Raw genomic sequence first — 24,657 nt, forward strand, 5'->3', positions numbered from 1 at the left:
TGGATCCGGGGAAGAAAAAAATCAGGCGGGATTCGGGATGTCGATAAAGGTCACATCAAAGCCGTGGTGCTGCGCCAGCCAGTCGCCCAGCGCCTTCACGCCGCCGCGCTCGGTGGCGTGGTGGCCGGCGGCGAAGAAATGCACGCCCATTTCGCGCGCGCTGTGAATGGTCTGCTCAGACACTTCACCGCTAATGAACGCATCGACGCCGAAGCGCGCCGCGCTGTCGATAAAGCCCTGGCCGCCGCCGGTGCACCAGGCCACCCGGCGAATGTGCTCAGGCGCGTTATCGCCGCAGTGCAGCACCGCGCGCCCCAGCCGGCTTTCGATACGCTGCTGCAGCGCTTCGCCGGTCAGCGGCTGTTCAAATTCGCCGTGCGGCACCAGCGGCTCGACGTCGCCAATCACCCGAATGCCCAGCGCCTGCGCCAGCTGCGCGTTGTTGCCTAGCACCGGATGCGCGTCCAGCGGCAGGTGGTAGCCGTACAGGTTGATATCGTGGGTCAGCAGCGTTTTCAGGCGGTTGCGCTTCATGCCGCGCACCGCCGGCGCCTCGTTTTTCCAGAAATAGCCGTGGTGCACGATAATCGCATCGGCCTGATGCGCCACCGCGGCGTCCAGCAGCGCCTGACAGGCGGTGACGCCGGTCACGATGCGCTGCACGTGCGGGCGGCCTTCTACCTGCAATCCGTTGGGGGCGTAGTCCTGAAACGCCGCGGCGTTCAGTTCCGTGTTGATCAGTTGTTCCAGATCGAGGTTACGCATTCTCTTCTCTCTTCATAGTCAAAATGTCTGCCGGTCGCCCTGCGCCATCAGGATGAATTTCACCCCCAGATCGTTGCCCTGCGCCAGCTGTTGCGCAATGGCGGCGCGCGCATCTTCGCCCTGCTTCAGGCTGGGCTTGATGTGGCTGATCACCACCGGCAAACCGTTCAGCGAGCCTTCGCCGCCGCTGTACTGCGTCAGGTTCTTCAGCTCCTTCAGCAGCCAGGCCGGCGTCAAATGGCCGTACAGATGTTTATCCTCCACCCCGTTAGGGTAAGAGGTTTCGATAATCATGCCCTTGAGCTTCTTCTGCTCGACAAGCGGCCCCAGCGCGCGCCAGACGGTATCGAGATCGCGCGACTGCTCGACCTTATCCGGCCCGGTATCGCCGAAGTAGGCGAAGAACTCGCTGCCGTTGGAAATCAGCAGCATCGACGACGGATAGCGATCGTGGCTGAGCGGGTACATCACGCCGGTCAATCCGGTCAGGCCGAGGGTAAACCGCTGCTGCGGCCGCACCGTTTGCAGCCGGTAGGTGCCCAGCCGCGAGCCGTTGCCGGCGTCGGTAAAGTTCGGCCACGCCTTCCAGTTGAAGTAGTGATTACGCAGGGTCAGTACCGTGTCCGCCTGGGCGTAAACGGTTTTTTTATTGTCCTCGGGTGAGCCGAGGATCAGCCCCGCCACGTGGTCCAGGTGGCCGTGGCTGATAAAGTAGCTGCCGATCAACTGCCGGAACACATAGCCCTGCGGCGTGTAAGGCGCGGCCAGCTCGGGCGTCACCTGCGGGAAGCTGCCCTTCTCCAGCCCTTTGGCGATGCCCGGCAGCAGCGAACCGGCGTCCAGCGCCACATACCGCGGCTGATTGTCGCTGCGGATCAGGTAGGAGGTCAGATTGCCGTCGCTGACGCCGCCGTCGACGCCGAGCGCCACCACGTCAAAGCCGGCGATCGCCAGCGCGGAATAGCCGCTCAGGCACAGGGCCAGCACCTTTTTCATCATTGCGTCGCTCCTTGCAGTTGCCTCAAGACTCTCCCCGTTTTGCCGCCTCGAACGCCGCCAGCGTCTCCAGCCGGGCTTGCTTATGATCGACGATCGGCAGCGGGTAGTTCAGCGTGCATCGCTGCTTTTCCGCCCAGCGATGGGGATGATGGATGTCATTGTCGGGCACATCCGCCAGTTCCGGCAACCATTTACGGATAAAAGTGCCTTGTGGATCAAAACGTTCACCCTGAGTCGTCGGGTTGAAGATGCGGAAATACGGCGCGGCGTCGGTGCCGGTGGATGCCGCCCACTGCCAGCCGCCGTTATTGGCCGCCAGATCCCCATCCAGCAGTTGCGACATGAAATAGCGCTCCCCGGCGCGCCAGTCGATCAACAGATCCTTCACCAGAAAACTGGCGCTGATCATGCGCAGCCGGTTGTGCATCCAGCCGGTGGCGTTCAGCTGGCGCATGGCGGCATCGACGATCGGGTAGCCTGTTTCGCCCCGCTGCCAGGCGTGCAGCTTCGCCGCGTCATCGCACCAGCGCACCTTGTCCGTCCAGGCAATAAACGGCCGATGGCGGCACAGATCGGGATAGGCCACCAGCAGATGGCGATAGAACTCACGCCAAATCAGCTCGTTGAGCCAGGCGAAGGCACCGCTTTCGCGATCTTCCAGCAGCTGCGGGCATTCGGTGCGCAGGCGGTTGAAGCACTGGCGCGGCGACAGCACGCCGATCGCCAGATAGGGCGACAGGCTACTGGTGCCGGCGAGGGCCGGCAGATCGCGCTGCCGGAGGTAATCCTGCACCTGCTCGCGGCAAAAAGCGCGCAGCCGCTGCAACGCGGCCTCCTCACCAACGGGATAGCCATCCCCAGTCTCCGCCGTAGGGTAATCGAATGCCGCCGGCGCCTCAGGCGCAGGCAACGCGCCACCGGCGCGGGTCTTCGGCGCCGGCAGGCAGCTCACGTCGGACTCGGTCAGGCGTTGAAGAAAAGCGTTGCGAAACGGCGTATAGACCTTGTACATCTCGCCGCCGCCGGTGAGTACGCTGCCTGGCGGCAACAGCAGGCTGTCATCGAAACCGTGACACCTCACCCGGCCACTCAACCGCTGTTCCAGCCGCGCATCGCGCCGCCGTTCGTTCAGTTCGTACTGGCGATTGTAAAACAGCGCATCCACCTGCTCTCGCTCGCAATAGTCCGCCAGCCAGTCGATCGACGCGGCAAAGTCCGCACAGGAATGGCAATGCAGCGCAATGCCCTTGTGCGCCAGCGCCTGCTGCACCGCCTGCAGGCTGGCGTGGATCAGCGCCGCCTGCCGCGGCGCCATCTCATGTTGCCGCCACTGCTGCGGTGTGGCGATAAACACCGCCAGCACCCGGGCTTCGGGATCGCTGCAGGCGGCGTGCAGGGCTTTGTTGTCGGTGATACGCAGATCGTTACGCAACCAGACCAGATGCGTGGTCATAAAACTCCTTGTCAATCAATGGCCGTAACGCAAACGCAGCGCCTCCGGATAAGGTTCGAAATAGCGTTGTTCCGCCAGATAGCGATCGGGGTATTCCGCCATGTAATGCTTGAGCAGCGCGATCGGCGCCAACAGCGGCTGCATGCCCTGCCGGTAGCGGTCGATCAGGTGCGCCAGCTCCTGGCGCTGCGCCGTACTGAGCTGACGGCGGAAGTAGCCCTGCACGTGCATCAACACGTTGGTGTGGTTGCGCCGCGTTGCTTTGTGCGCCAACAGCGCCATCAGGCGGCTGCGGTATTCCACGGCGAAGGCCTCCAGCGAATCCCAGCGGTGAATATCGGCGACGAAGCGCCCCAATTCGCGATACGCCGGCTGCGAATGCGCCAGCAGCGACAGCTTGTAGCGGCTGTGAAACGCGATCAGCCCGCCGCGGGTCAGCCCCTGGCGCCACAGCATGTTCAACTCGTACAGCGCGTACACCCGCTCGATAAAGTTTTCCCGCAGTGCCGCATCCTGCAATCGTCCGTCTTCTTCCACCGGCAGCCACGGCATCTGGCGCAGCAGTTCCGCGGTAAACAGCCCGACGCCGTTTTTACGTGAGTCCTTGCCGTTTTCGCTGTAGACCCGCACCCGCTCCAGGCCGCAGCTCGGTGACTTGGCGCAGACGATATAGCCGCACAGATGCTGCAAGGCCGCCACGCGCTGCGCGGAGAAGCCGCGCATCTCCTCGGTCAGATCCACGCCGGCGTCGTTGCTGTAGCGCATCGCCGGCCACGGCTGCGCCTGCTTCACCAGGCGCAGCGCCGGGCGTGGTGTAGGCAGGCCGATCGCCATTTCCGGGCAAATGGGCTCAAAGCGCACATAGGGCGCCAACTGTTCCACCGCAAAGGCCAGCCGTTTGTGGCCGCCGTCGAAACGCACCGCGTCGCCCAGTAAACAGGCGCTGATGCCGATAGGGATCTTGTCGCTCATACCGCTCTCCCGTGTTGTTGACCGATGAGGAAAGTGTAGAAGAATGGCTTGCCGAATACGACCTTGCGCTTGATAGAGCCGGCTATAGGCATAAAAAAACCCTCGCCGCAGGGCGAGGGTTTTCGTGAATCGGCAGTGGCTCAGTAGAAATCGCAGGACGCCAGTTCCGCCTGCTGCAGCCAGACCGGCTTATCGCTGGTTTTTGACCAGACGCGGTGCAGGTAGCTGTAAAAACGCCCGCGATCGCTGCGGAACAGCATCACCGGCAGGGCCAAAATGCCCGCGATAACCACTGCGCTGCGGCGCAGGAGAATCCGATGCAGTGAATAAGCGTGATAGGTCGTAGACATGCGAACCTCCTTAAAAACGCCTGCCGTTGATTTGTCAGGGAAAACGGCGTCGGCGTATCAAATGAACAATCGGTAATTTGGTAACTGGACAAAATTTTAGCGCACTTGATGAAAGTTTACTACTCATCCGACCACTAAATCGCACAAAAAATCGCTAATCTCCGCCGCGATTCGTAATTTTGTTACACCCAGGTTAATTTTTAACTAAACATGGGTTACATTGTGGTTATTATTCGGTTCGTCATTTCCTGCTTACGCCCGTTCTCATTCCCCCATCAAGCCCCCTTTCGCCACCGGCCTGATGATTGAAATGCTAAATTTTCGCTGAAATTTCAGCCATTTTTATACTTTTTTTACACCCGCCCGCGCGATTTTTTCATCTTCTTTCTACCCCTCTCCCTACACTGCCTCTATCAAAAACAACACCTCTGGAGGTGTCCCGTGAGTTTCAGCGTTATTGGTGGTGCGCTGTTGGTTCTGCTGCTGTTGGCCTATCTGGTCTACGCCCTGTTTAACGCGGAGGATTTCTGATGGCGGCTTCAGCCTTTTTACTGATCGCCAGCTTCCTGCTGGTGCTTCTGCTGCTGGCCCGGCCGCTGGGCGGCTTTATGGCGCGCCTGATCGAAGGTGAGCCGCTGCCTGCGCTACGCGGGGTGGAAGCCGGCGTCTGGCGCGCCTGCGGCATCCGCGTCACCGAGATGAACTGGTGGCAGTACGCGCTGGCGATCCTGGCGTTCAACCTGCTCGGCCTGGCGCTGCTGTTTGCCCTGCTGATGACGCAGGGCTCGCTGCCGCTCAACCCGCAAGGCTTCCCGGGCCTCTCCTGGGATCTGGCGCTCAACACCGCCGTCAGCTTCGTCACCAACACCAACTGGCAGGCCTACAGCGGCGAAAGCGCCCTCAGCTATTTAAGCCAGATGGCCGGGCTGGCGGTGCAGAACTTCGTCTCCGCCTCTACCGGCATCGCCGTGGCCTTTGCGCTGATCCGCGCCTTTACCCGCCGCGCCGGCAAGACCGTCGGCAACGCCTGGGCCGATCTGTTCCGCATCACGCTGTATGTGCTGCTGCCGATCGCGCTGCTGATCGCCCTGTTCTTCGTCAGCCAGGGCACGCTGCAAAACTTCCTGCCTTACCTGCACGTCACCACGCTCGAAGGCGCGCAGCAGACGCTGCCGATGGGGCCGGTGGCCTCGCAGGAAGCGATCAAGATGCTCGGCACCAACGGCGGCGGCTTCTTCGGCGCCAACTCGGCGCACCCGTTCGAGAACCCAACCGTGCTGACCAACTTCGTGCAGATGCTGGCCATCTTCCTGATCCCCTGCGCGCTGTGCTTCTCCTTCGGCCAGTTGGCCGGTGAAAACCGCCAGGGCCATGCGCTGATCTGGGCGATGGCGCTGATCTTCGTGGCGGCGGTGGTGGCGGTGATGGTCGCCGAGCTGGCAGGCAACCCGCACCTGAGCGCGCTGGGCGCCGACAGCAACATCAATATGGAAGGCAAAGAGTCGCGCTTCGGCATTCTCGCCACCAGCCTGTTCTCGGTAGTCACCACCGCCGCGTCCTGCGGGGCAGTCAACGCCATGCACGACTCCTTCACCGCGCTGGGCGGCATGGTGCCGATGTGGCTGATGCAGATCGGCGAAGTGGTGTTCGGCGGCGTCGGCTCCGGCCTGTACGGCATGCTGCTGTTCGTGCTGCTGACGGTGTTTATCGCCGGTCTGATGATCGGCCGCACCCCGGAATATCTGGGCAAGAAGATCGACGTTTACGACATGAAGATGACCGCGCTGGCGATCCTGGTCACGCCGACGCTGGTGCTGCTGGGCAGCGCGCTGGCCATCGGCACCGACGCGGGCCGCGCCGGCATCCTCAACCCGGGCGCCCACGGCTTCAGCGAAGTGCTGTACGCCCTGTCCTCCGCCGCCAACAACAACGGCAGCGCCTTCGCCGGATTGAGCGTCAATACGCCGTTCTACAACCTGCTGCTGGCCTTCGCCATGTTCGTCGGCCGCTTCGGGGTGATCCTGCCGGTGCTGGCGATCGCCGGCTCGCTGAGCGCCAAGCAACGCCAGCCGGCGGGCAACGGCACCCTGCCGACCTATGGGCCGCTGTTTATCGGCCTGCTGATCGGCACCGTGCTGCTGGTGGGCGCGCTGACCTTCGTGCCGGCGCTGGCGCTGGGCCCGGTGGCCGAGCATTTGCAGCTTTGGTTGGCAAACTAATCGACGTCACAGAGAGAGAATAAGAGATGACTCGCAAACAACGCGCGCTGTTTGAACCGGCTCTGGTGCGCACCGCGCTGATCGATGCGGTGAAAAAACTGGACCCTCGCGTTCAATGGCGCAACCCGGTGATGTTCGTGGTGTATATCGGCAGCATTCTGACCACCGCCATCTGGCTGGCGATCCTCACCGGCCAAACCGACGGCGCCGCCGCCTTCACCGGCAGCGTCGCCCTGTGGCTGTGGTTCACCGTGCTGTTCGCCAACTTCGCCGAGGCGCTGGCCGAAGGGCGCAGCAAGGCCCAGGCGGAAAGCCTGAAGGGCACCAAGAAAACCAGCTGGGCGAAAAAGCTGGCCGGCCCGCGCCGCGACGGCGCCACGGAGAAAGTGGCCGCCGAGAGCCTGCGCAAAGGCGATATCGTGCTGGTGGAAGCCGGCGATACCATCCCGTGCGACGGCGAAGTGCTGGAAGGCGGCGCCTCGGTGGATGAAAGCGCCATCACCGGCGAATCCGCGCCGGTGATCCGCGAGTCCGGCGGCGACTTCTCCTCGGTCACCGGCGGCACCCGCGTGCTATCCGACTGGCTGGTGGTGCAGTGCAGCGTCAACCCGGGGGAAACCTTCCTCGATCGCATGATCGCCATGGTGGAAGGCGCCAAACGCCGCAAAACGCCGAACGAGATCGCACTGACTATCCTGCTGGTGGCGCTGACCATCGTGTTCGTCCTGGCCACCGCCACCCTGTTCCCGTTCTCGCAATACAGCGTGGAAGCGGCCGGCAGCGGCAGCGTGGTCACCATCACCGTGCTGGTCGCGCTGCTGGTCTGCCTGATCCCCACCACTATCGGCGGCCTGCTGTCCGCCATCGGCGTGGCCGGGATGAGCCGCATGCTCGGCGCCAACGTGATCGCCACCAGCGGCCGCGCGGTGGAAGCCGCCGGCGACGTGGACGTGCTGCTGCTGGATAAAACCGGCACCATCACGCTGGGCAACCGCCAGGCTTCGGAGTTCCTGCCGGCGCCGGGCGTGAAAGAGCAAGAGCTGGCGGACGCCGCGCAGCTGGCCTCGCTGGCGGACGAAACGCCGGAAGGCCGCAGCATCGTGGTGCTGGCCAAACAGCGCTTCAACCTGCGCGAACGCGATCTGCAGGCGCTGAACGCCACCTTCGTGCCCTTCTCCGCCCAGACCCGCATGAGCGGCGTCAACGTGCAGGAGCGCATGATCCGCAAAGGCGCGGTGGACGCCATTCGCCGCCACGTCGAAACCAATCAGGGCCACTTCCCGCGGGCGGTGGACGATCTGGTGGAAAGCGTGGCGCGCACCGGCGGCACGCCGCTGGTGGTGGCGGAAGGCGCCCGGGTGCTGGGCGTGGTGGCGCTGAAGGATATCGTCAAGGGCGGCATCAAGGAACGCTTCAATGAGCTGCGCAAGATGGGCATCAAAACGGTGATGATCACCGGCGATAACCCGCTGACCGCGGCGGCGATCGCCGCCGAAGCCGGGGTGGACGATTTCCTGTCGGAAGCCACGCCGGAAGCCAAGCTGGCGCTGATCCGCCAGTATCAGGGAGAAGGCCGTTTGGTGGCGATGACCGGCGACGGCACCAACGACGCCCCGGCGCTGGCGCAGGCCGATGTGGCGGTGGCGATGAACTCCGGCACCCAGGCTGCCAAAGAGGCGGGCAACATGGTCGATCTGGATTCCAACCCGACCAAGTTGATCGAAGTGGTGCACATCGGCAAACAGATGCTGATGACGCGCGGCTCGCTGACCACCTTCAGCATCGCCAACGACGTGGCCAAATACTTCGCCATCATTCCGGCGGCGTTCGCGGCCACCTACCCGCAGCTGAACGCGCTGAACGTGATGCACCTGCACTCTCCCGCCTCCGCCATCATGTCGGCGGTGATCTTCAACGCCCTGGTGATCGTGTTCCTGATCCCGCTGGCGCTGAAAGGGGTGAGCTATAAACCGATGAGCGCCGCGGCCCTGCTGCGCCGCAACCTGTGGCTGTACGGGGTCGGCGGTCTGCTGGTGCCGTTCGTCGGCATCAAATTGATCGACCTGATCCTGGTCGCGCTGCACGTCGCCGGTTAACCATTGAGGGAAATGAACATGACTTATTTACGACCTGCGCTGGTGATGCTGATTTTGCTGACGCTGATCACCGGCATCGCCTATCCGCTGCTGACCACCGGGCTGGCGCAGCTGCTGTTTCCGGCCGCGGCCAACGGCTCGCTGCTGTACCAAGGCGACAAGGCGGTCGGCTCCGCGCTGATCGGCCAGAACTTTACGCGCGCCGACTATTTCTGGGGCCGCCCGTCGGCCACCGGCGATTCGGCCTATAATCCACAGGCCTCCGCCGGCAGCAACCTGGCGGCCACCAACCCGGCGCTGGATAAGGCTATCGCCGAACGCGCAGCGCAGCTGCGCCAGGCCAACCCGGCAATGAGCGGCCCGATCCCGGTCGATCTGCTGACCGCCTCCGGCAGCGGGTTGGATCCGCAGATCTCGATCGCCGCCGCGCAATATCAGCTGGCGCGGGTCGCGGCGGCGCGTCATCTGCCGCCGGAACAGGTCGCCAAACTGATCGACGACAACACCGATCGGGCCACGCCCAACTTCATGGGGGAATCGGTGGTCAACGTGCTGAAGCTGAACCTGGCGCTGGATGCGTTGAAGTAACGCGCCGTATTCAGCATAGTGATAGGGTTCGGCATGCCGAACCCCTTTTTGCTTGGTAACACAAGGAATTGTCATGGTCGAAGAAGAGCAGCAGCGCCCCGATCCCGATAGCCTGCTGGCGCTGGCCAATGAAAAGCCGCGCGGCCGGTTGAAGGTATTCTTCGGCGCCTGCGCCGGCGTGGGCAAAACCTACGCCATGCTGCAGGAGGCCCAGCGTTTGCGCGCTCAGGGGCTGGACGTGCTGGTCGGCGTGGTGGAAACCCACGGCCGCAGCGAGACCGCCGCCCTGCTCGACGGCCTGTCGCTGCTGCCGCAAAAACGCATCCAGCATCGCGGCCGGCTGGTGCATGAATTCGATCTCGACGCCGCGCTAGCGCGCCACCCGGCGCTGGTGCTGATGGACGAACTGGCGCACAGCAACGCCCAGGGTTCGCGCCACCCCAAACGCTGGCAGGATGTGGAAGAGCTGCTGGACGCCGGCATCGACGTGCTGACTACCGTCAACGTGCAGCATCTGGAAAGCCTGAACGACGTCGTGGGCGGCGTGACCGGCGTGCGGGTGCGCGAAACGGTGCCCGACCACGTGTTTGACGAAGCCGCCGAAGTGGTGCTGGTCGATCTGCCGCCGGACGATCTGCGCCGGCGGCTGCACGAAGGCAAAGTGTATATTCCCGGTCAGGCCGAGCGCGCCATCGAGCACTTCTTTCGCAAAGGCAACCTGATCGCCCTGCGCGAGCTGGCGCTGCGCCGCACCGCCGATCGGGTCGATGATCAGATGCGCGAGTTTCGCGATACCCAGGGGCGCGAGAAAGTGTGGCACACCCGCGACAGCATTCTGCTGTGCGTCGGCCACAACAGCGGCAACGAAAAGCTGGTGCGCATCGCCGCCCGGCTGGCGGCGCGGCTCGGCTGCCACTGGCATGCGGTCTATGTGGAAACCCCCAAGCTGCACCGGCTGCCGGAAAACCAGCGCCGCGCCATTCTGCGCGCGCTGCGGCTGGCGCAGGAGCTGGGGGCAGAAACCGCCACCCTGGCCGATCCGTCCGAAGAGCGCGCGGTGCTGCGCTACGCCCGCGAGCATAACCTCGGCAAAATCATCATCGGCCGCCGCAGCGAACAGCGCTGGAAGCTGCGCGGCAGCTTCGCCGATCGCCTCGGCCGGCTGGGCCCGGATCTCGATCTGGTGATCGTGGCGCTGGAGAACGACGCCGCGCAGCCGCCGCCGGGCAAGGAGCACGACGGCCGCAGCTTCAATGAGAAATGGCGCATGCAGCTGCGCGGCTGCGCGGTGGCGGTGGCGCTGTGCGCGCTGATCACCCTGCTCTCGCAGTGGCTGCTGCCGGGCTTCGATCAGGCCAACCTGGTGATGATCTATCTGCTCGGCGTGGCGATCGTCGCGCTGTTCTTCGGCCGCTGGCCGTCGGTGCTGGCGGCGGTGATCAACGTCGCCAGCTTCGATCTGTTCTTCGTCCAACCCGAATGGTCGTTCGCCGTCAGCGATATGCAGTATCTGCTGACCTTCGGCGTAATGCTCGCCGTCGGCATCATCATCGGCAACCTGACCGCCGGGGTGCGTTATCAGGCCCGGGTGGCGCGCTACCGCGAGCAGCGGGCGCGTCACCTGTACGAAATGTCGCGCGGGCTGAGCCGCGCGCTGACCGTGGCCGACATCGCCAACACCAGCCGCCACTTCCTCTCCAGCAGTTTCCAGGCGAAAACCGTGCTGCTGCTGCCGCAGGAAGACGGCCGCCTGCAACAGATGGTCGGCGAGGAAGGCGGGCTGCTGTCGGTAGATGAAGCCATCGCGCGCTGGAGCTTCGACAAAGGCCTGCCGGCCGGCGCCGGCACCGACACCCTGCCCGGCGTGCCTTACCAGCTGCTGCCGCTCAATACCCCCAAGCAGACCTTCGGCCTGCTGGCGATCGAGCCCAACAACCTGCGCCAGCTGATGGTGCCGGAACAGCAGCGGCTGCTGCAGACCTTCGCGGTGCTTATCGCCAGCGCACTGGAGCGGCTGCACCTGGCGCGCAGCGCCGAAGAAGCCAAGCTGGACGCCGAGCGCGAACAGCTGCGCAACTCGCTGCTGGCGGCGCTGTCGCACGATCTGCGCACGCCGCTGACCGTGCTGTTCGGCCAGGCGGAAATCCTCACGCTGGACCTGGCGGCCGAAGGCTCCAATCACGCCACCCAGGCCAGCCAGATCCGCCAGCAGGTGCTGAGCACCACCCGGCTGGTGAACAACCTGCTGGATATGGCGCGCATCCAGTCCGGCGGTTTCAGCCTGCGGAAAGAATGGCAGTCGCTGGAAGAGATCGTCGGCGCCTCGCTGCACATGCTGGAGCCGCTGCTCAGCCAGCATCCGATCGTGGTCGAGCTGCCGCCGGAACAGATCCTGGTCAACTGCGACGGCAGCCTGCTGGAACGGGTGTTCACCAACCTGTTGGAAAACGCCAATAAATACGCCGGCGCCGAGGCCACCATCGGCATTCGCGCCCGCACGCTGCCCGAGTGGCTGGAAGTCGAGGTCTGGGATAACGGCCCCGGCATCCCCGCCGATCAGCTGCAGCTGATTTTCGACAAGTTTTCACGCGGCAATAAAGAGTCGGCGATCCCCGGCGTCGGCTTGGGGTTAGCGATTTGCCGTGCCATTATTGAAGTGCATGATGGCCGCATCTGGGCGGAAAACGGCGCCAACGGCGGCGCCAGCTTCCGCTTCGTGCTGCCGCTGGAAAAACCGCCCGAGATCGACGGTGACGCCTTCGATCTGTAATCAACGCAGGGGAAACGTGAGCATAACGCCAACCAACATTCTGATTGTTGAAGATGAAAAAGAGATCCGCCGCTTCGTGCGCACCGCGCTGGAGAGCGAAGGCCTGCGGGTGTTTGAAAGTGAAACGCTGCAGCGCGGGCTGATTGAAGCCGGCACGCGCAAACCGGATCTGATCATCCTTGATTTGGGGTTGCCGGATGGCGACGGGCTGAGTTACATCCGCGATCTGCGGCAGTGGAGCGCCATTCCGGTGATCGTGCTGTCGGCACGCAACGCCGAGGAGGACAAGATCGCCGCACTGGACGCCGGCGCCGACGACTACCTCAGCAAGCCGTTCGGCATCGGCGAGCTGCTGGCGCGGGTGCGGGTCGCGCTGCGCCGCCACTCCGCCAGCCAGCAGGAAAGCCCGCTGGTGAGTTTTTCAGCGATCACCGTCGATCTGGTGAATCGCCGGGTGCTGCGCAACGACGAAGATTTGCACCTGACGCCGATCGAGTTTCGCCTGCTGGCGGAACTGCTGGCCAACGCCGGCAAGGTGATCACCCAACGTCAGCTGTTGAGCCACGTCTGGGGGCCGAACTACGTGGAGCACAGCCACTACCTGCGCATCTACATGGGCCATCTGCGGCAGAAGCTGGAAGCCGATCCGGCCCGGCCCAAACACCTGCTGACCGAAACCGGCGTCGGCTACCGCTTCATGCCTTAACCCCGGCGGGCGCGGTGTGCCGCGCCTTTACGCCGCCGGGCCTTTCTTCAATCCGACCATAAATTCCTTAAACGCATCGCGCAGCGGAGCGAACACCGGGTGTTTGCGGTTTTCGATCATCACTTCGGAGAACAGCTTCAAGCCTACGGCGAAGGCCGCGCTCTGCTCGGGGCCGAAGTTCAGATCGTCACGCGCCCGGATGCGCTCGACGATCTCGAGAATATCGTCGTGGTTGGTCACTTCAAAACTCAGCGGCGCTTTCGCGACGGGATTGCCCTGGCGATCGCTCAGGGCTTCAACGGTAATAGTAAAACGGTGGCCGGGCATCAGTTCTTCTCCTGCTGCGTGGGTTGAATATGCATTTCGCTTTCGATCGCCGCCACGGCGGTCAGCAACGCGGCGTTGATGCGCTCCACCTGCTGCGGCGTAAGATCGGCGCGCATCACGTTGCCGCGCAGCAGGCTGCGCAGGCGGTTCATGGCGTCGTAGATGCCTTCCGCCAGGTTGCCGTGCCGATGATGCTCGCGGCCGGCACCCGCCAGGCGCGCCAGAATGACGTCAACCGCCTGTTGATGCTTTTGCAGCTCGCCCTCGCCCGCCGCGGTGATGCGGTAGCTTTTGCGGCCGTTGCCGGTGGTGAGCGGCTCAAGGAAATCCTGCTCTTCCAGCAGCGTCAGCGTGGGGTAAATCACCCCCGGGCTCGGCACGTACAGGCCGGAAGAGGCTTCCTCGATCGCCTTGATCAGCTCATAGCCGTGGCTGGGCTTGCGCGCCACCAGCGCCAGCAGCACCAGGCGCAGATCGCCGTGTTCGAACAGACGATGACGCCCGCCCCGGCCGCCGCGCCCCCCCCGGCCGTGCTCTTCGCCGTCGCCGCCGAAATGATGGCGCCCGCCGCGATGACGGCGGCCCTCTTCACATTCATGATGGTGATGGTGATGGTGATGGTGATGCCGGTGTAAACCTAATCGATGAAACATAGGGTGATACCTCGCTTTAACAGTGAACATCAATACGAGGTTGTTTAGATATATCTAAACAGCGTCGATAACGCTAATCTAGATCGATATATCTAAATGCGCAAGCGCGCACCGATAAAAAGATATATCTAAATTGAAGACATAAAAAAAGCGCTGTAAAAACAGCGCTTTTTATCAATCAGGGAAAGTGATTACTTGGCGGAAGCCAGCACTTCGCTGACGATTTCGACCGCTTCATGCTCAATCTTCTCGCGGTGTTCCGCGCCGAGGAAGCTCTCGCAATAGATCTTGTAAGCCTCTTCGGTACCGGAAGGACGGGCCGCGAACCAGCCGTTGTCGGTCATCACTTTCAGCCCGCCGATCGAGGCGCCGTTACCCGGCGCCGCGGTCAAACGTGCGGTGATAGGATCCCCGCCCAGCGTACTGGCCTTGACCATCTCCGGCGACAGCTTGGACAGCGCCGCTTTCTGCGCATGGGTTGCCGGCGCCTGGATGCGGTTATAGCTCGGCGCACCGAAACGCTTGGCCAGATCGTCATAGTGATGCTGCGGGTTCTCACCGGTTACCGCGGTGATTTCAGCCGCCAGCAGGCACATGATGATGCCGTCTTTGTCCGTCGACCACGGCTGGCCGTTGAAGTGCAGGAACGAAGCCCCGGCGCTCTCTTCGCCGCCGAAGCCCAGGCTGCCGTCGAACAGGCCGTCCACAAACCATTTGAAACCGACCGGCACTTCCACCAGCTTGCGGCCCAGGTCGGCCACCACGCGGTCGATCATCGCGCTGGACACCAGCGTTTTACCGACTGCGACATCGGCGCCCCACTGCGGGCGATGTTGGAACAGGTAGTTGATGGCTACCGCCAGATAGTGGTTCGGGTTCATCAGGCCTTTCGGCGTGACAATGCCGTGGCGGTCGTAATCCGGATCGTTGGCGAACGCCAGATCGAATTTGTCGCGCAGCGCCAGCAGGCCGGCCATCGCCGACTCGGACGAGCAGTCCATGCGGATGATGCCGTCGTGATCCAGGTGCATAAAGCGGAAGGTCTGATCGATGGAATCGTTCACCAGCGTCAGATCCAGCTTGTAGTGTTCCGCCACGCGCTGCCAATAGGCGATGCCGGAGCCGCCGAGCGGATCCACGCCCAGCTTCAGGCCGGCGCGTTGAATGGCCGGCATGTCGACCACCTCAACCAGGCCTTCGACATAAGGCTGCACCAGGTCTTTGGCGTGCAGGTGGCCACTGTTCCAGGCCTTGTCCAGCGACTGGCGCTGAACGCCTTTCAGCTGCTGCGCCAGCAGTTCGTTGGCGCGCTTCTCGATCACCGACGTCAGGTTGGTGTCAGCCGGGCCGCCGTTCGGCGGATTGTATTTGATGCCGCCGTCTTCCGGCGGGTTGTGGGACGGCGTAATGACGATGCCGTCGGCCTGCACGCCGCCGCGGCGGTTGTGGCACAGAATGGCGTGCGATACCGCCGGCGTTGGCGTGAAACCGTTATTTTCCTGCACGATCACATCGACGCCGTTGGCGGTCAGCACTTCCAGCACGGAAATGAAGGCCGGCTCAGACAGCGCATGGGTGTCTTTGCCCACGTAGCACGGGCCGGTGGTGCCCTGCTGATGACGAACTTCGGCGATCGCCTGAGCGATGGCGAGGATGTGCGCTTCGTTGAAGCTGTGGCGCTGCGCGCTGCCGCGGTGGCCGGAGGTGCCAAACTTCACCGCGTGTGCGGCATTGCCGGCTTCAGGTTGCAGCACATAGTACTGCGACGTCAGCTGGGCTACGTTGATCAGATCGCTTTGGCGGGCGGGCTGCCCGGCACGTGGATTATTCGCCATCGACATATCTCCCTCATCCCTGTCGGTGACCGGGCAATACGTCGCGCACGGCCAGCATGACGGGCTGTTCGCTAAATTAGACGGTACCGCAAACTTTCTCGATCAGTTCCGCCGGGAACTGCATGGCCTGCATGATGTGTTCGATCATGCTGCGTTTGCGGCCGGTATTGGTATTGGTGATCACCCAGTAAGGGGTGCCCGGTACATGCTTCGGCTTGGTGTGCGTGCCGTTGGCCAGCAGGGTCTGCTGATCGCCGGCGAAATAGGTGCGGGTACGGCCGGTCAACGCCTCTGTGGCGGCGGCGAAACCGGCGGCATCGAGGGTGTACAGCGTGGACAGCACCAGCATGAAACGGTTGACCGCTTTGTTCTGCTCGGCGTATTCATCCGATAACAGCAGCTCACGCATGGCGCGCACGCGATCGCGCGGACGCTGCGCCGGCGCCGCTTTTTCCAGCTCGACGGACTGCGGGGCACTGGCGGCAGGCAACGCGCGCACCGGCTGCCCGGCGGTGAATTTCAACATGCGGCGTAAAATATCGGACGCGCTTTCACCGATGTGTTGCGTGTGGCTGGCAATATAACGGTAAAGCTCTTCGTCGACTTCAATAGTTTTCATCTTTATCCAATACTGTTTTTTCTACTTAGAACCTGAAGCCAGATCCTGCATTCAAGCCATGGGATTATAAGGTTAAAAGCGCTGGGGCGAACACAACAATGTGCCTCCGGACGGCAAATGCAGACTAATACCTATAGCCGGCACTGCCAAGCCCGCGCCGCGAAAATTCCGCATGATTCATCGTGCGATTCAATCATGATACCCTAATCTGAATCTCTCTCAGTATGAACTTCGCCATGAAATTACATTATCAACTGCTGGCCGCCGAGTCAGACGCGCTGCCGGTGCTGCTGATCCACGGGCTGTTCGGCAATCTGGACAACCTGGGCGTGCTGGCGCGCGATCTGCATAAACAGCACACGGTGATCAAGGTCGATCTGCGCAATCACGGCCTCTCCCCGCGCGCCGACGACATGAACTACCCCGCCATGGCGCAGGATCTGCTGGCGCTGCTCGACGAACTGCAGCTGGAGAAAGCGATCGTCATCGGCCATTCGATGGGCGGCAAAGCGGCGATGGCGCTGACCGCCATCGCGCCCGAGCGCGTCGCCAAGCTGATCGTTATCGACGTCGCGCCGGTGGATTACCAGACCCGCCGCCACGACGAGATTTTCGCCGCGCTGAAGGCCGTCAGCGCCGCCGGCATCACCCAGCGCCAGGCGGCCGCCGAGCTGATGCGCGACTACCTGCAGGAAGAAGGCGTGATCCAGTTCCTGCTGAAGTCATTCCACAACGGCGAATGGCGCTTCAACCTGCCGGTGCTGATCGCACGCTACGAAGACATCACCGGCTGGCAGGAAGTCCCGGCCTGGCCGCACCCGACCCTGTTCATTCGCGGCGGCCTGTCGCCGTACGTGCAGGACAGTTACCGTGCGGACATCGCCCGCCAGTTCCCGCAGGCCCGCGCGCACGTCGTCGCCGGTACCGGCCATTGGGTGCACGCCGAAAAACCGGAAGCGGTGCTGCGCGCCATCCACCGTTTCCTCGACGAAGCCTGAAAAACACGCTCCCCTGGCGAAAAAACGCGCTAAAGATAACGGCTTAGCGCGTTTAGCCCGCAGTTAGGCATTGTCGCCGCTCCATCTGCTGGGGTAATATGGCGCGCTATAATTTTGCCGCCGCGCCAGCGCGTTCACGAACGCCGGTTCGGGGGTGAATTTGGGTTAGGGTTTATTGGCCCGAAGTGTGTTAACCGATGCCTCCGGAAGCGTGCGAGCGCTTTTTGATGCAAACTCCCTTGCAGTACCGCTACCTATGGCAAAAGAACAAACGGATCGCACGACGCTGGATCTGTTCGCAGATGAACGCCGTCCGGGGCGCCCGAAAACCAACCCGCTCTCCCGCGATGAACAGCTTAGAATCAATAAGCGCAATCAGTTACGGCGCGATAAAGTGCGTGGATTGCGGCGCGTAGAGCTGAAAATCAACGCGGATGCGGTGGACGCCCTGAACAAACTGGCGGAACAGCGCAACATCAGCCGCAGCGAACTCATCGAGCAGATGCTGTTGGCGCAACTGGCGGAAGAACAGCCGGAACATTGATCTCTTCGGCCGCACGCGCGGCGCGGCGTTAAGGACAACGCCGGATCGACCACGCTTTTCTTCATTCTCCGGCATCGCATAAATGCGATAAAACCCCGGCGCCACTTTCTGGCATGATACGCATTTACCGGCTAGAGACTGCGCCTGTCGGCGCCCGCCCCGGAGGCGAAAGGCTCTTGCCATGGCATCATTTTAATCGGCGTCAGCGGCGGCAGTGCCGGCGTCGAGTAATGCAATTACTTGAATTTAAAGGTTATACGCGATATGGCTACTGTAGGCATTTTCTTTGGCAGCGACACTGGCAATACCGAAAACATTGCCAAAATGATCCAGAAAATTCTCCAGAAACAGTTTGGCGACGACGTCTCTGAAGTGCATGACATCGCTAAAAGCAGCAAAGAAGACCTGGAAGGGTTCGATATCCTGCTGCTGGGTATCCCGACCTGGTACTACGGTGAAGCACAGTGTGACTGGGATGATTTCTTCCCGACGCTGGAAGAAGTCGACTTCAACGGCAAACTGGTGGCGCTGTTCGGCTGCGGCGACCAGGAAGACTACGCGGAATACTTCTGTGACGCGATGGGCACCATCCGCGACATCATCGAACCGCGCGGCGCGGCCATCGTGGGCCACTGGCCGACCAAGGGCTACCACTTCGAGGCCTCCAAAGGCCTGGCGGACGACAACCACTTCATCGGTCTGGCGATCGACGAAGACCGCCAGCCGGAGCTGACCAACGAGCGCGTGGACGCCTGGGTCAAACAGATCGTCGAAGAGCTGAGCCTGGCCGATATCGTCGGCTAAGCCCGGCACTGGCGAAAGGTTGAACAAAGGCCCTGTAAAGTGCATAGTGTGCCCACAGGGCCGTCATCGGCAGCAGGGATTGCTGCGATAGAAGCTACAGATTTGTAACTTCCCACCCCGTCACGGTAGACTGAGATATCGGTTTATCCCATCCATCAAGGCGTTGCATGCAAAACATGCAATAGTGCAATTATATCTTTGTTAACAACCGGCGGTTTCTATTTAGTACAACCGGTTCTATAATGAGACGCATTAACTCTTTGTGCCGACCGATGCCACAGGCGAGTACGCCTCAACTTGATTAGCATAGTAACAGGACTGAATTCGCATGACCGACAACAACATCGCACTGAAGAAGGCCGGCTTAAAAGTCACGCTTCCGCGACTCAAAATCCTGGAAGTACTGCAAAATCCGGAATGCCATCACGTCAGTGCGGAAGATTTGTACAAAAAACTGATTGATATGGGCGAAGAGATCGGGCTGGCAACGGTTTATCGCGTACTGAACCAGTTTGACGATGCGGGCATTGTGACACGTCACAATTTCGAAGGCGGCAAGTCCGTGTTCGAGCTGACCCAACAGCATCACCACGATCACCTGATTTGCCTGGACTGCGGCAAAGTGATTGAATTCAGCGACGAATCCATCGAAGTTCGCCAGCGTGATATCGCCAAGCAGCACGGCATCAAGCTCACCAACCACAGCCTGTACCTGTACGGCCACTGCGAAACCGGTGACTGTCGTGAAGACGAAACGCTGCACGACAAGAAATAAGCCTGACCGGCTATGAAAAACCGCCTCACACCGAGGCGGTTTTTTTATGCCCGCCGTGCAACGGGCAAAAAAATCCCCGGACCAGCCGGGGAAAATCATGTCATGAAATATCACAATTGCAGCGGCACTGCGACTCCACGTACTACTCTCACTTCAACGTCCGCCCCGCGCCGACACGCGCGAAGGCAGACGCATTCCCCCTTCGTTATACGGCCTGCCGCCGGGGCAGCAGGCCGTTGCACCGGGCTTAAACCTTCTCGGCGCGGCTGTAGCGTTTACCGTCCGGGCTGACCGAACGCACCTGAACGTCACCGGAAACCGCCGGTTTGGCCTTGGCGTCATAGCGCTGCCACTGCTTGCCGCCGTCGGTGGAATACTCGATGCCCAATCCCGGCAGCGCGATATTCGCCTCCAGCTTGCCGCCCGCTACGCGCGCGCCCGGCACCGGCAGACGGTAAGCGACGCCGCCTTTGTCCAGCTTGGCCAGTTCACGCTGGCCCAGAATATTAGCGAAGCGCAGCCAGTCTTTCTCCAGCGCCTTGGTATCGACAAAGTGGGTTTCCCCGCCTTTGTATTCGCGGCCGGCGCGATAGTCCTGCTCCCAACCGGCGCGGTGCCAGGCGCGTTCCGCCACCGACAGCGCGCGTGGGAAGATCATGTATTCCATCTGCGGATCGGTGCGCTGGGTTTCGCTCCACAGCTGAGCGGACAGCCCGTAGGCACCCGGCCACGGCTTGTCGCTCTTGGCGCTGAAGGGGTTGCCGTCGCGGTCGACCGAAGTTTCCGCGTTCTGCGGCATGTTGTCCGGCGCAAAGCTGAACACCTTGCGCTCGTCGCTGAAGCGGGTGCCCCAGTAGTAACCGCGCTCGTCCGGGTTCACCTCGTAAGGGAAGTCCATATAGACGTAGTCCGGGTTGGAAACCACCACTTCATACCCTTTGTTGGCCCAGTCGTTGACGCTATCGAAACCGCCCCAGTACAGGGTATCCCAGAAGTTGACGCCCACGCGCGAGGTGGCGAACGCCTTCGCGCTCTCGGCGTCTTTCAGGCCGTCCTGCCAGGCCTGCATTCTGTCGATGCCGTGCGCCTTCACCAGCTTGCTGACCTCTTGGCCGAAGTAGCTCGGCAGGTGCTCCATGTCGGCCACCTTGCCTTCTTTGATCATCGTCTGGCACACCTGCGACTTGGCCCACGGCTTGTCTTCGTTGCTCTGATCGATGATGCCTTTGCCCGGCTCCGGTTTCGCCTTGTCGGTGTAGCCGGCGCCCAGGCGAATGTTTTTCGCTTCGTCGCCGCCGAAGTGCCAGGTCTTGATCGGCTGGCCGGCTTCTTTATGCATCTGGGCGATCTCGCCGATCACCTTGTCGACAAAGCGCTGGGAAGAGTCCAGGCACGGGTTCAGGTAGCTCTGGCGGTTAAAGAACTGCACGGAGGTGGTGTTGGAGGTATCGGTCGGATCCACCAGGCGGAATTCGTTGGCCTCCTGCTCTTTCCCGGCGGCATGCAGCTTTTTATAGCGCGCTTCCATCGAGACCACCGCGGCGCGGGCGTGCGCCGGCATGTCGATCTCCGGGATCACTTCAATCTGGCGCGCCTGGGCGTATTTGATGATGTCGATATAGTCCTGACGGCTGAAGAAGCCGCCGTAGACGTCCGGCCCCTGGCCGTACTGCGGCAGCAGGCAGGTGGTTTCGCTCAGATCGTGGCAGCGCTGGCCGCCGACTTCCGTCAGCTCAGGCAAACCGGGGATCTCGATGCGCCAGCCTTCGTCATCGCTCAGGTGGAAGTGGAATTTGTTGAGCTTGTAGGCCGCCATCTGATCCAGCAGGCGCAGCACCGCGTCCTTCTTATGGAAGTTGCGCGCCACGTCGAGGAAAATGCCGCGATACTCGAAGCGCGGCGCATCGCTGGCGTCCAGCGTGGCGATCTTGCCGCTGCCGTCGCTCGGCACTAACGACAGGATCGACTGCAGCCCGTAGAACACCCCGGCCTGATCGAAACCGATCACTCGCGCCTCTTTCTTGCCGATTTTCAACTCATAGGCGCCTGACACCGCCATCGCGCCTTTAAACTTGCCCGGCTGAATGTCGGTCTTGATCGGATAGCCGTTGGCCTGAACCGGCACGCCCAGCAGCGCAAAGCGCTGGTTGACGGCGTCCGCCGCCGGCTTGACCAGCGTGCTCAGATCCGGTGCCACGCCGTTACGTAGATCGGCGTCCTGCGCGTGCACTTTCACCTGCATCGGCGTCGGCACGATCTGGCCGCGCAGCGCGCCGGCAGGCAGCGTCTGCAGATCGGCATTGCTGACAAAGCGCGAAGCCGGCGTCATCAGAATGTTTTTGTCGTCCTTGGTGCGCTTCCACTGGTCGCCGGTGAACGGCGCCACGAACTGATCCAGATTTTCGGTATCGGTATTCGCCAGCATTTTCGGCTTGGCGTCGCCGGACGTGGCATACCAGCGCGGCAGGAAGTCGTTTCTGAACAGCTGCCAGTATTCGGCCACCACTGGAATTTCCACCGCCTTACCGGCCGGGAAACCGCTGAATTTGGCGGTCGGCTCCAGCTTGTACAGATCGCCGGTGAGGTGAGCGATCTTGAACTGGTCGTTGTCTACCCGCAGGGTCTGGCGCGGGCTGTGGAAATAGATGACCCAGTCTTTGCCGTCGATCGCCTGGCCGTCGTTGCTGAGGGTGAACAACACCCGGTTGCATGAGGCCCAGTCGGCGCCCAGCGCCGCGCAATCCACGCCGTTTTCGCCGGCGCGGTTATCCAGCATTTTCACGTTCAGCTTCAGCTGACTCAGTTGATCCACCAGCTGTTGATCGGCCATGGCGTTTCCCATGCCGCCCAGGAATCCCATCGTTGCCGTCAAAGCGGCTAATGCGCTCAGTTTGAATGCGTTCATGTTCTTGTCCTTCTTAATTATTGTTATCGCGAATTTCTTGCCACAGCTTGCCGCACTTGGCGTCGTAAGCCTGACCGTTGCCGCTGTGAACCGCCATAATGCAGTTCTGATAATCCATCACCCGCACCGTTTCCTGCGCGGCGAACTGCTGGTGCTGCTTCTCTTGCTTCAGCACGTTCAGCACCGCCTTGCAGGGCTGCAGACGCTCCGGCGAACCTTCGGCGGTGTTGATGCAGGCGCTGTAAGCCTGCTTCAATTTGGCGTCTTCCGGCGGCGCGGCGGGTTGCGCACAGGCGCTCAAGGCCGCGGCGGCCGCCAACATCAGCATGATTTTTTTCATCGTTGAATTCCCTTAACTGCCCCCGGCGGCGAGGCCGGGGAACGCATCAGAAGATGGTGAATGGCGCGATGACCATGAACTTGACGTCTTTCTCGTCCTGGAAGATGTTGCCGTAACCGCCGCCCCAGCTCGGGATGTTGGTGTGGTTGTCATACTGGGTGTAGTGCAGCTTGATCAGCGTGCCCTTGGCGCGCCCTTCCTGGATGGTGTACATCGCGTCCAGGCTCCAGGCGCTCTCTTTCAGGCGCTGGCTTTGATCGTAGATCGGGTTGGTGCTCGGCTTGGCGTCCCAGGCGTAAACGTAGGAGCCGCCGACCGCCATGCCCGGCAGGTTCCAGTTGCTGAGGTCATACATCACGCCGGCGTACACCGCTTTCTCGCCGTTGGCGTTAAAGTCGGAGCGGTTGTCCCACCACACGTCCAGGCGGCCGTTGGACGAGGCGTAGGTTGGGGTCATGCGCTGCAGGAAGAAGCCCTGGTTGCCTTCCGCCTTGACCATGGTGCCTTCCAGACGCCAGTTGAACTGCCCGGTGGTGTAACCGAAGGTCAGCGCCTGCAGCCAGGCCAGGCCGTCGTAGATGCTGTTCGGATCGTTCTTGTCGCTGATGCGGTCTTCCGCACCGTAGAACTGGTAACTGGTGGTCAGCGGGTTGCCCAGCAGATCGAATTTGTAAGACGCTTTAGTGAAGTATTGATTCACGTATCCCTGCGCCTGGCCGAAGGCGGCTTCCAGCACCAGATCGTTTTTGAAATCGTATTTGGCGCCCAGCGAGTGCAGGTAGGAGACGCGGGTTTTCCTGTCGTTCTGGCGGAAGTCGTCCACCTCGATATGCCACGGTGCCTTGTATTTGTCGGCCCACATGTAGGAGAAGCTCAACGCACCGGCATCGCCGTAGTCGAACTTGGCGCCGGCTTCGGCCCCCTGATAGGTGCCCGGCATAAAGCTCCAGTGTGGCGCCAGCAGGGTTTGGCCGCTCGGCTGAATATAGCCGGCGCGCGCCCAGACCGGGCCGTATTTGAATTTGGCGGCGGCTTTGTACAGGCTGATGCCGCCCTTGTCACCGGAATAGTCTTCGTCGTAGGTCCGGTTTTTCGAGGAAAACGCGATCTCGTTCGGGTGGCCGCTGGCGCTGGATTCCGCCAGCTCGATGGCGGTGAAGGCACCGACGTCCAGACCGAACATATCCCAGGCGTAGCCCGAAGCGAAATCCAGGCTCAGGTTGGCGGTGGAGTGCGACAGGTTGGTGGTGTATTGGTTGTAATCCTTGCTGTCCGGATTGAGATCTTTACGGTCGCGCTCACGTTGCCAGTAATAGATGCCGCCGGTCAGCGTGGAATCATCGATAAACCCTGCGGCTTTCGCCTCAGGCGCCATGGCAAACCCTGTTCCCAACAGCGCGCCCGCGACTGCGAGCGCCAGCGTTTTACGCTGAGCACCGTGCGTACCCATATTGAAATTCCTCTTTGACTTAACTTAAAAGTTGCAGCCGCCTGTGTTCACCACTGCCCTGCACGACTGCCAATAAAAAACCCGAACGGGTAAAAAATATTGCCGACGAGATGTTATTCCCACAGCACTAATTGCTACAGACAGACTATTTTTCGCGACGCGAATTATCAAATGAAAAATGCGGGAGATTTGTCAAAGTATGACAAGGAGCACATATCAGTGAGATTTTGTTACGCCGGTGATCATGGAAGGTGTCGAATAAAAAATTCAATTAAATCAGAATAAATTGAGATACCAGGTCAACCAGAGACGATTAATGGTTTCAGCCTGACTAAATCCGTCAGTCAGGCGATAAAAATTGAAAGCGCTCTCTAAATGAAATTAATTCGCATCACAAATATATAAGCAAATATTAAGACTAACAAGGCCAATATCAGAAAGCTTATGGGTTAATGCGCCGTGATTAATTAAACGCGCTCCGGTTAAAAT

The 24,657-nt window shown here is 61.5% G+C and carries 22 protein-coding genes; 10 read left to right on the top strand and 12 right to left on the bottom strand.

Translation table 11 applies throughout. The annotated features are described in order from the left end of the window. Positions 1 to 21 precede the first annotated feature (21 nt). From ACF8MC_RS07755 to ACF8MC_RS07775, 5 genes are all read right to left on the bottom strand, one after another. Positions 22 to 765: a type 2 GTP cyclohydrolase I gene (locus ACF8MC_RS07755; RefSeq protein WP_025301873.1), complete on the bottom strand. Its 744-nt coding sequence runs from the start codon at positions 763 to 765 to the stop codon at positions 22 to 24. 18 nt (positions 766 to 783) lie between these two features. Then, entirely contained in the window at positions 784 to 1,764 is a 981-nt protein-coding gene (locus ACF8MC_RS07760; protein WP_049213579.1) for an MBL fold metallo-hydrolase, read from the bottom strand. Between the two features lie 22 nt (positions 1,765 to 1,786). Next, positions 1,787 to 3,217, bottom strand: coding sequence for a deoxyribodipyrimidine photo-lyase (gene phrB / locus ACF8MC_RS07765; protein WP_164105019.1), 1,431 nt, complete (start codon positions 3,215 to 3,217; stop codon positions 1,787 to 1,789). Between the two features lie 15 nt (positions 3,218 to 3,232). Next, positions 3,233 to 4,189: a DUF523 and DUF1722 domain-containing protein gene (locus tag ACF8MC_RS07770; protein WP_049213575.1), complete on the bottom strand. Its 957-nt coding sequence runs from the start codon at positions 4,187 to 4,189 to the stop codon at positions 3,233 to 3,235. Between the two features lie 140 nt (positions 4,190 to 4,329). Next, on the bottom strand, positions 4,330 to 4,539 hold the full coding sequence (locus tag ACF8MC_RS07775) for a YbfA family protein (RefSeq protein ID WP_004939916.1): 210 nt from the start codon (positions 4,537 to 4,539) through the stop codon (positions 4,330 to 4,332). Positions 4,540 to 4,980: 441 nt separating this feature from the next. On the opposite strand from ACF8MC_RS07775, the gene ACF8MC_RS07780 reads away from it, so the two are divergent. The 6 genes from ACF8MC_RS07780 to kdpE all read left to right on the top strand — a co-directional run bounded on the left by ACF8MC_RS07780 (position 4,981) and on the right by kdpE (position 12,918). Next, positions 4,981 to 5,070 carry a K(+)-transporting ATPase subunit F gene (locus ACF8MC_RS07780; RefSeq protein ID WP_016928742.1) on the top strand — a complete coding sequence of 30 codons (90 nt, stop codon included), beginning with the start codon at positions 4,981 to 4,983 and terminating at the stop codon, positions 5,068 to 5,070. After that, entirely contained in the window at positions 5,070 to 6,758 is a 1,689-nt protein-coding gene (gene kdpA, locus ACF8MC_RS07785) for a potassium-transporting ATPase subunit KdpA (RefSeq protein WP_033655172.1), read from the top strand. Before ACF8MC_RS07780 ends, kdpA begins: the two co-directional genes overlap by 1 nt. A 26-nt stretch (positions 6,759 to 6,784) precedes the next feature. Continuing rightward, a complete protein-coding gene (gene kdpB, locus ACF8MC_RS07790) occupies positions 6,785 to 8,854 on the top strand; it encodes a potassium-transporting ATPase subunit KdpB (RefSeq protein WP_033637460.1) in 2,070 nt (689 codons plus the stop codon). 18 nt (positions 8,855 to 8,872) lie between these two features. Then, on the top strand, positions 8,873 to 9,442 hold the full coding sequence (gene kdpC, locus ACF8MC_RS07795) for a potassium-transporting ATPase subunit KdpC (protein ID WP_047571678.1): 570 nt from the start codon (positions 8,873 to 8,875) through the stop codon (positions 9,440 to 9,442). A 73-nt stretch (positions 9,443 to 9,515) separates the two neighbouring features. Next, the gene (kdpD, locus tag ACF8MC_RS07800; RefSeq protein WP_033637459.1) at positions 9,516 to 12,212 is read left to right on the top strand and encodes a two-component system sensor histidine kinase KdpD; all 2,697 of its coding nucleotides are present in this window, start codon (positions 9,516 to 9,518) and stop codon (positions 12,210 to 12,212) included. A gap of 16 nt (positions 12,213 to 12,228) precedes the next feature. Further along, positions 12,229 to 12,918 (top strand): two-component system response regulator KdpE, encoded by a 690-nt coding sequence (gene kdpE / locus ACF8MC_RS07805; protein WP_033637458.1) that lies wholly within the window; start codon positions 12,229 to 12,231, stop codon positions 12,916 to 12,918. A gap of 27 nt (positions 12,919 to 12,945) precedes the next feature. Here kdpE and ACF8MC_RS07810 read toward each other — a convergent pair whose 3' ends face one another. From ACF8MC_RS07810 to seqA, 4 genes are all read right to left on the bottom strand, one after another. Then, a complete protein-coding gene (locus ACF8MC_RS07810; protein WP_033637457.1) occupies positions 12,946 to 13,245 on the bottom strand; it encodes a DUF3861 domain-containing protein in 300 nt (99 codons plus the stop codon). Continuing rightward, positions 13,245 to 13,898, bottom strand: coding sequence for a PadR family transcriptional regulator (locus tag ACF8MC_RS07815; RefSeq protein WP_164105020.1), 654 nt, complete (start codon positions 13,896 to 13,898; stop codon positions 13,245 to 13,247). The genes ACF8MC_RS07810 and ACF8MC_RS07815 overlap by 1 nt, the downstream gene beginning before the upstream one ends. Before the next feature lie 191 nt (positions 13,899 to 14,089). Next, complete coding sequence (pgm, locus tag ACF8MC_RS07820; protein WP_164105021.1) at positions 14,090 to 15,733, bottom strand: phosphoglucomutase (alpha-D-glucose-1,6-bisphosphate-dependent); 1,644 nt, start codon at positions 15,731 to 15,733, stop codon at positions 14,090 to 14,092. Between the two features lie 76 nt (positions 15,734 to 15,809). Further along, positions 15,810 to 16,352 carry a replication initiation negative regulator SeqA gene (gene seqA / locus ACF8MC_RS07825; RefSeq protein ID WP_033637454.1) on the bottom strand — a complete coding sequence of 181 codons (543 nt, stop codon included), beginning with the start codon at positions 16,350 to 16,352 and terminating at the stop codon, positions 15,810 to 15,812. 224 nt (positions 16,353 to 16,576) lie between these two features. On the opposite strand from seqA, the gene ybfF reads away from it, so the two are divergent. The 4 genes from ybfF (at position 16,577) to fur (ending at position 19,473) form a co-directional block, all read left to right on the top strand. Then, positions 16,577 to 17,350: an esterase gene (gene ybfF / locus ACF8MC_RS07830; RefSeq protein ID WP_079656284.1), complete on the top strand. Its 774-nt coding sequence runs from the start codon at positions 16,577 to 16,579 to the stop codon at positions 17,348 to 17,350. Between the two features lie 256 nt (positions 17,351 to 17,606). Then, positions 17,607 to 17,894 carry a LexA regulated protein gene (gene ybfE / locus ACF8MC_RS07835; protein ID WP_004939936.1) on the top strand — a complete coding sequence of 96 codons (288 nt, stop codon included), beginning with the start codon at positions 17,607 to 17,609 and terminating at the stop codon, positions 17,892 to 17,894. 264 nt (positions 17,895 to 18,158) lie between these two features. Beyond that, complete coding sequence (gene fldA, locus ACF8MC_RS07840) at positions 18,159 to 18,698, top strand: flavodoxin FldA (RefSeq protein ID WP_004939938.1); 540 nt, start codon at positions 18,159 to 18,161, stop codon at positions 18,696 to 18,698. A 328-nt stretch (positions 18,699 to 19,026) separates the two neighbouring features. Continuing rightward, a complete protein-coding gene (gene fur, locus ACF8MC_RS07845; protein WP_019454058.1) occupies positions 19,027 to 19,473 on the top strand; it encodes a ferric iron uptake transcriptional regulator in 447 nt (148 codons plus the stop codon). Between the two features lie 247 nt (positions 19,474 to 19,720). Here fur and ACF8MC_RS07850 read toward each other — a convergent pair whose 3' ends face one another. From ACF8MC_RS07850 to ACF8MC_RS07860, 3 genes are read right to left on the bottom strand one after another with little or no spacing between them, the layout of a single operon-like run. Beyond that, positions 19,721 to 22,378, bottom strand: a complete 2,658-nt coding sequence (locus tag ACF8MC_RS07850) for a beta-N-acetylhexosaminidase (RefSeq protein WP_041033874.1) — start codon at positions 22,376 to 22,378, stop codon at positions 19,721 to 19,723. A 13-nt stretch (positions 22,379 to 22,391) separates the two neighbouring features. Further along, entirely contained in the window at positions 22,392 to 22,718 is a 327-nt protein-coding gene (chiQ, locus tag ACF8MC_RS07855; RefSeq protein WP_004939944.1) for a ChiQ/YbfN family lipoprotein, read from the bottom strand. Between the two features lie 46 nt (positions 22,719 to 22,764). Then, a complete protein-coding gene (locus ACF8MC_RS07860) occupies positions 22,765 to 24,168 on the bottom strand; it encodes an OprD family outer membrane porin (protein WP_033655304.1) in 1,404 nt (467 codons plus the stop codon). Positions 24,169 to 24,657 lie beyond the last annotated feature (489 nt).

Source organism: Serratia sp. LACPHL-BACT-2024-00286 (assembly GCF_043109535.1).
Classification (GTDB): Bacteria; Pseudomonadota; Gammaproteobacteria; order Enterobacterales; family Enterobacteriaceae; genus Serratia; species Serratia sarumanii.

Bases quoted from the DNA above. Each gene is read 5' to 3' on its own strand.
- ACF8MC_RS07815 (WP_164105020.1), bottom strand. From the start codon at position 13,898: ATGTTTCATCGATTAGGTTTACACCGGCATCACCATCACCATCACCAT.
- ybfF (WP_079656284.1), top strand. From the start codon at position 16,577: ATGAACTTCGCCATGAAATTACATTATCAACTGCTGGCCGCCGAGTCA.
- ACF8MC_RS07850 (WP_041033874.1), bottom strand. From the start codon at position 22,378: ATGAACGCATTCAAACTGAGCGCATTAGCCGCTTTGACGGCAACGATG.
- ybfE (WP_004939936.1), top strand. From the start codon at position 17,607: ATGGCAAAAGAACAAACGGATCGCACGACGCTGGATCTGTTCGCAGAT.
- phrB (WP_164105019.1), bottom strand. From the start codon at position 3,217: ATGACCACGCATCTGGTCTGGTTGCGTAACGATCTGCGTATCACCGAC.
- kdpC (WP_047571678.1), top strand. From the start codon at position 8,873: ATGACTTATTTACGACCTGCGCTGGTGATGCTGATTTTGCTGACGCTG.
- kdpB (WP_033637460.1), top strand. From the start codon at position 6,785: ATGACTCGCAAACAACGCGCGCTGTTTGAACCGGCTCTGGTGCGCACC.
- ACF8MC_RS07810 (WP_033637457.1), bottom strand. From the start codon at position 13,245: ATGCCCGGCCACCGTTTTACTATTACCGTTGAAGCCCTGAGCGATCGC.
- kdpA (WP_033655172.1), top strand. From the start codon at position 5,070: ATGGCGGCTTCAGCCTTTTTACTGATCGCCAGCTTCCTGCTGGTGCTT.
- seqA (WP_033637454.1), bottom strand. From the start codon at position 16,352: ATGAAAACTATTGAAGTCGACGAAGAGCTTTACCGTTATATTGCCAGC.
- ACF8MC_RS07770 (WP_049213575.1), bottom strand. From the start codon at position 4,189: ATGAGCGACAAGATCCCTATCGGCATCAGCGCCTGTTTACTGGGCGAC.
- fur (WP_019454058.1), top strand. From the start codon at position 19,027: ATGACCGACAACAACATCGCACTGAAGAAGGCCGGCTTAAAAGTCACG.
- pgm (WP_164105021.1), bottom strand. From the start codon at position 15,733: ATGGCGAATAATCCACGTGCCGGGCAGCCCGCCCGCCAAAGCGATCTG.
- ACF8MC_RS07760 (WP_049213579.1), bottom strand. From the start codon at position 1,764: ATGATGAAAAAGGTGCTGGCCCTGTGCCTGAGCGGCTATTCCGCGCTG.
- kdpD (WP_033637459.1), top strand. From the start codon at position 9,516: ATGGTCGAAGAAGAGCAGCAGCGCCCCGATCCCGATAGCCTGCTGGCG.
- ACF8MC_RS07775 (WP_004939916.1), bottom strand. From the start codon at position 4,539: ATGTCTACGACCTATCACGCTTATTCACTGCATCGGATTCTCCTGCGC.
- chiQ (WP_004939944.1), bottom strand. From the start codon at position 22,718: ATGAAAAAAATCATGCTGATGTTGGCGGCCGCCGCGGCCTTGAGCGCC.
- ACF8MC_RS07860 (WP_033655304.1), bottom strand. From the start codon at position 24,168: ATGGGTACGCACGGTGCTCAGCGTAAAACGCTGGCGCTCGCAGTCGCG.
- ACF8MC_RS07755 (WP_025301873.1), bottom strand. From the start codon at position 765: ATGCGTAACCTCGATCTGGAACAACTGATCAACACGGAACTGAACGCC.
- fldA (WP_004939938.1), top strand. From the start codon at position 18,159: ATGGCTACTGTAGGCATTTTCTTTGGCAGCGACACTGGCAATACCGAA.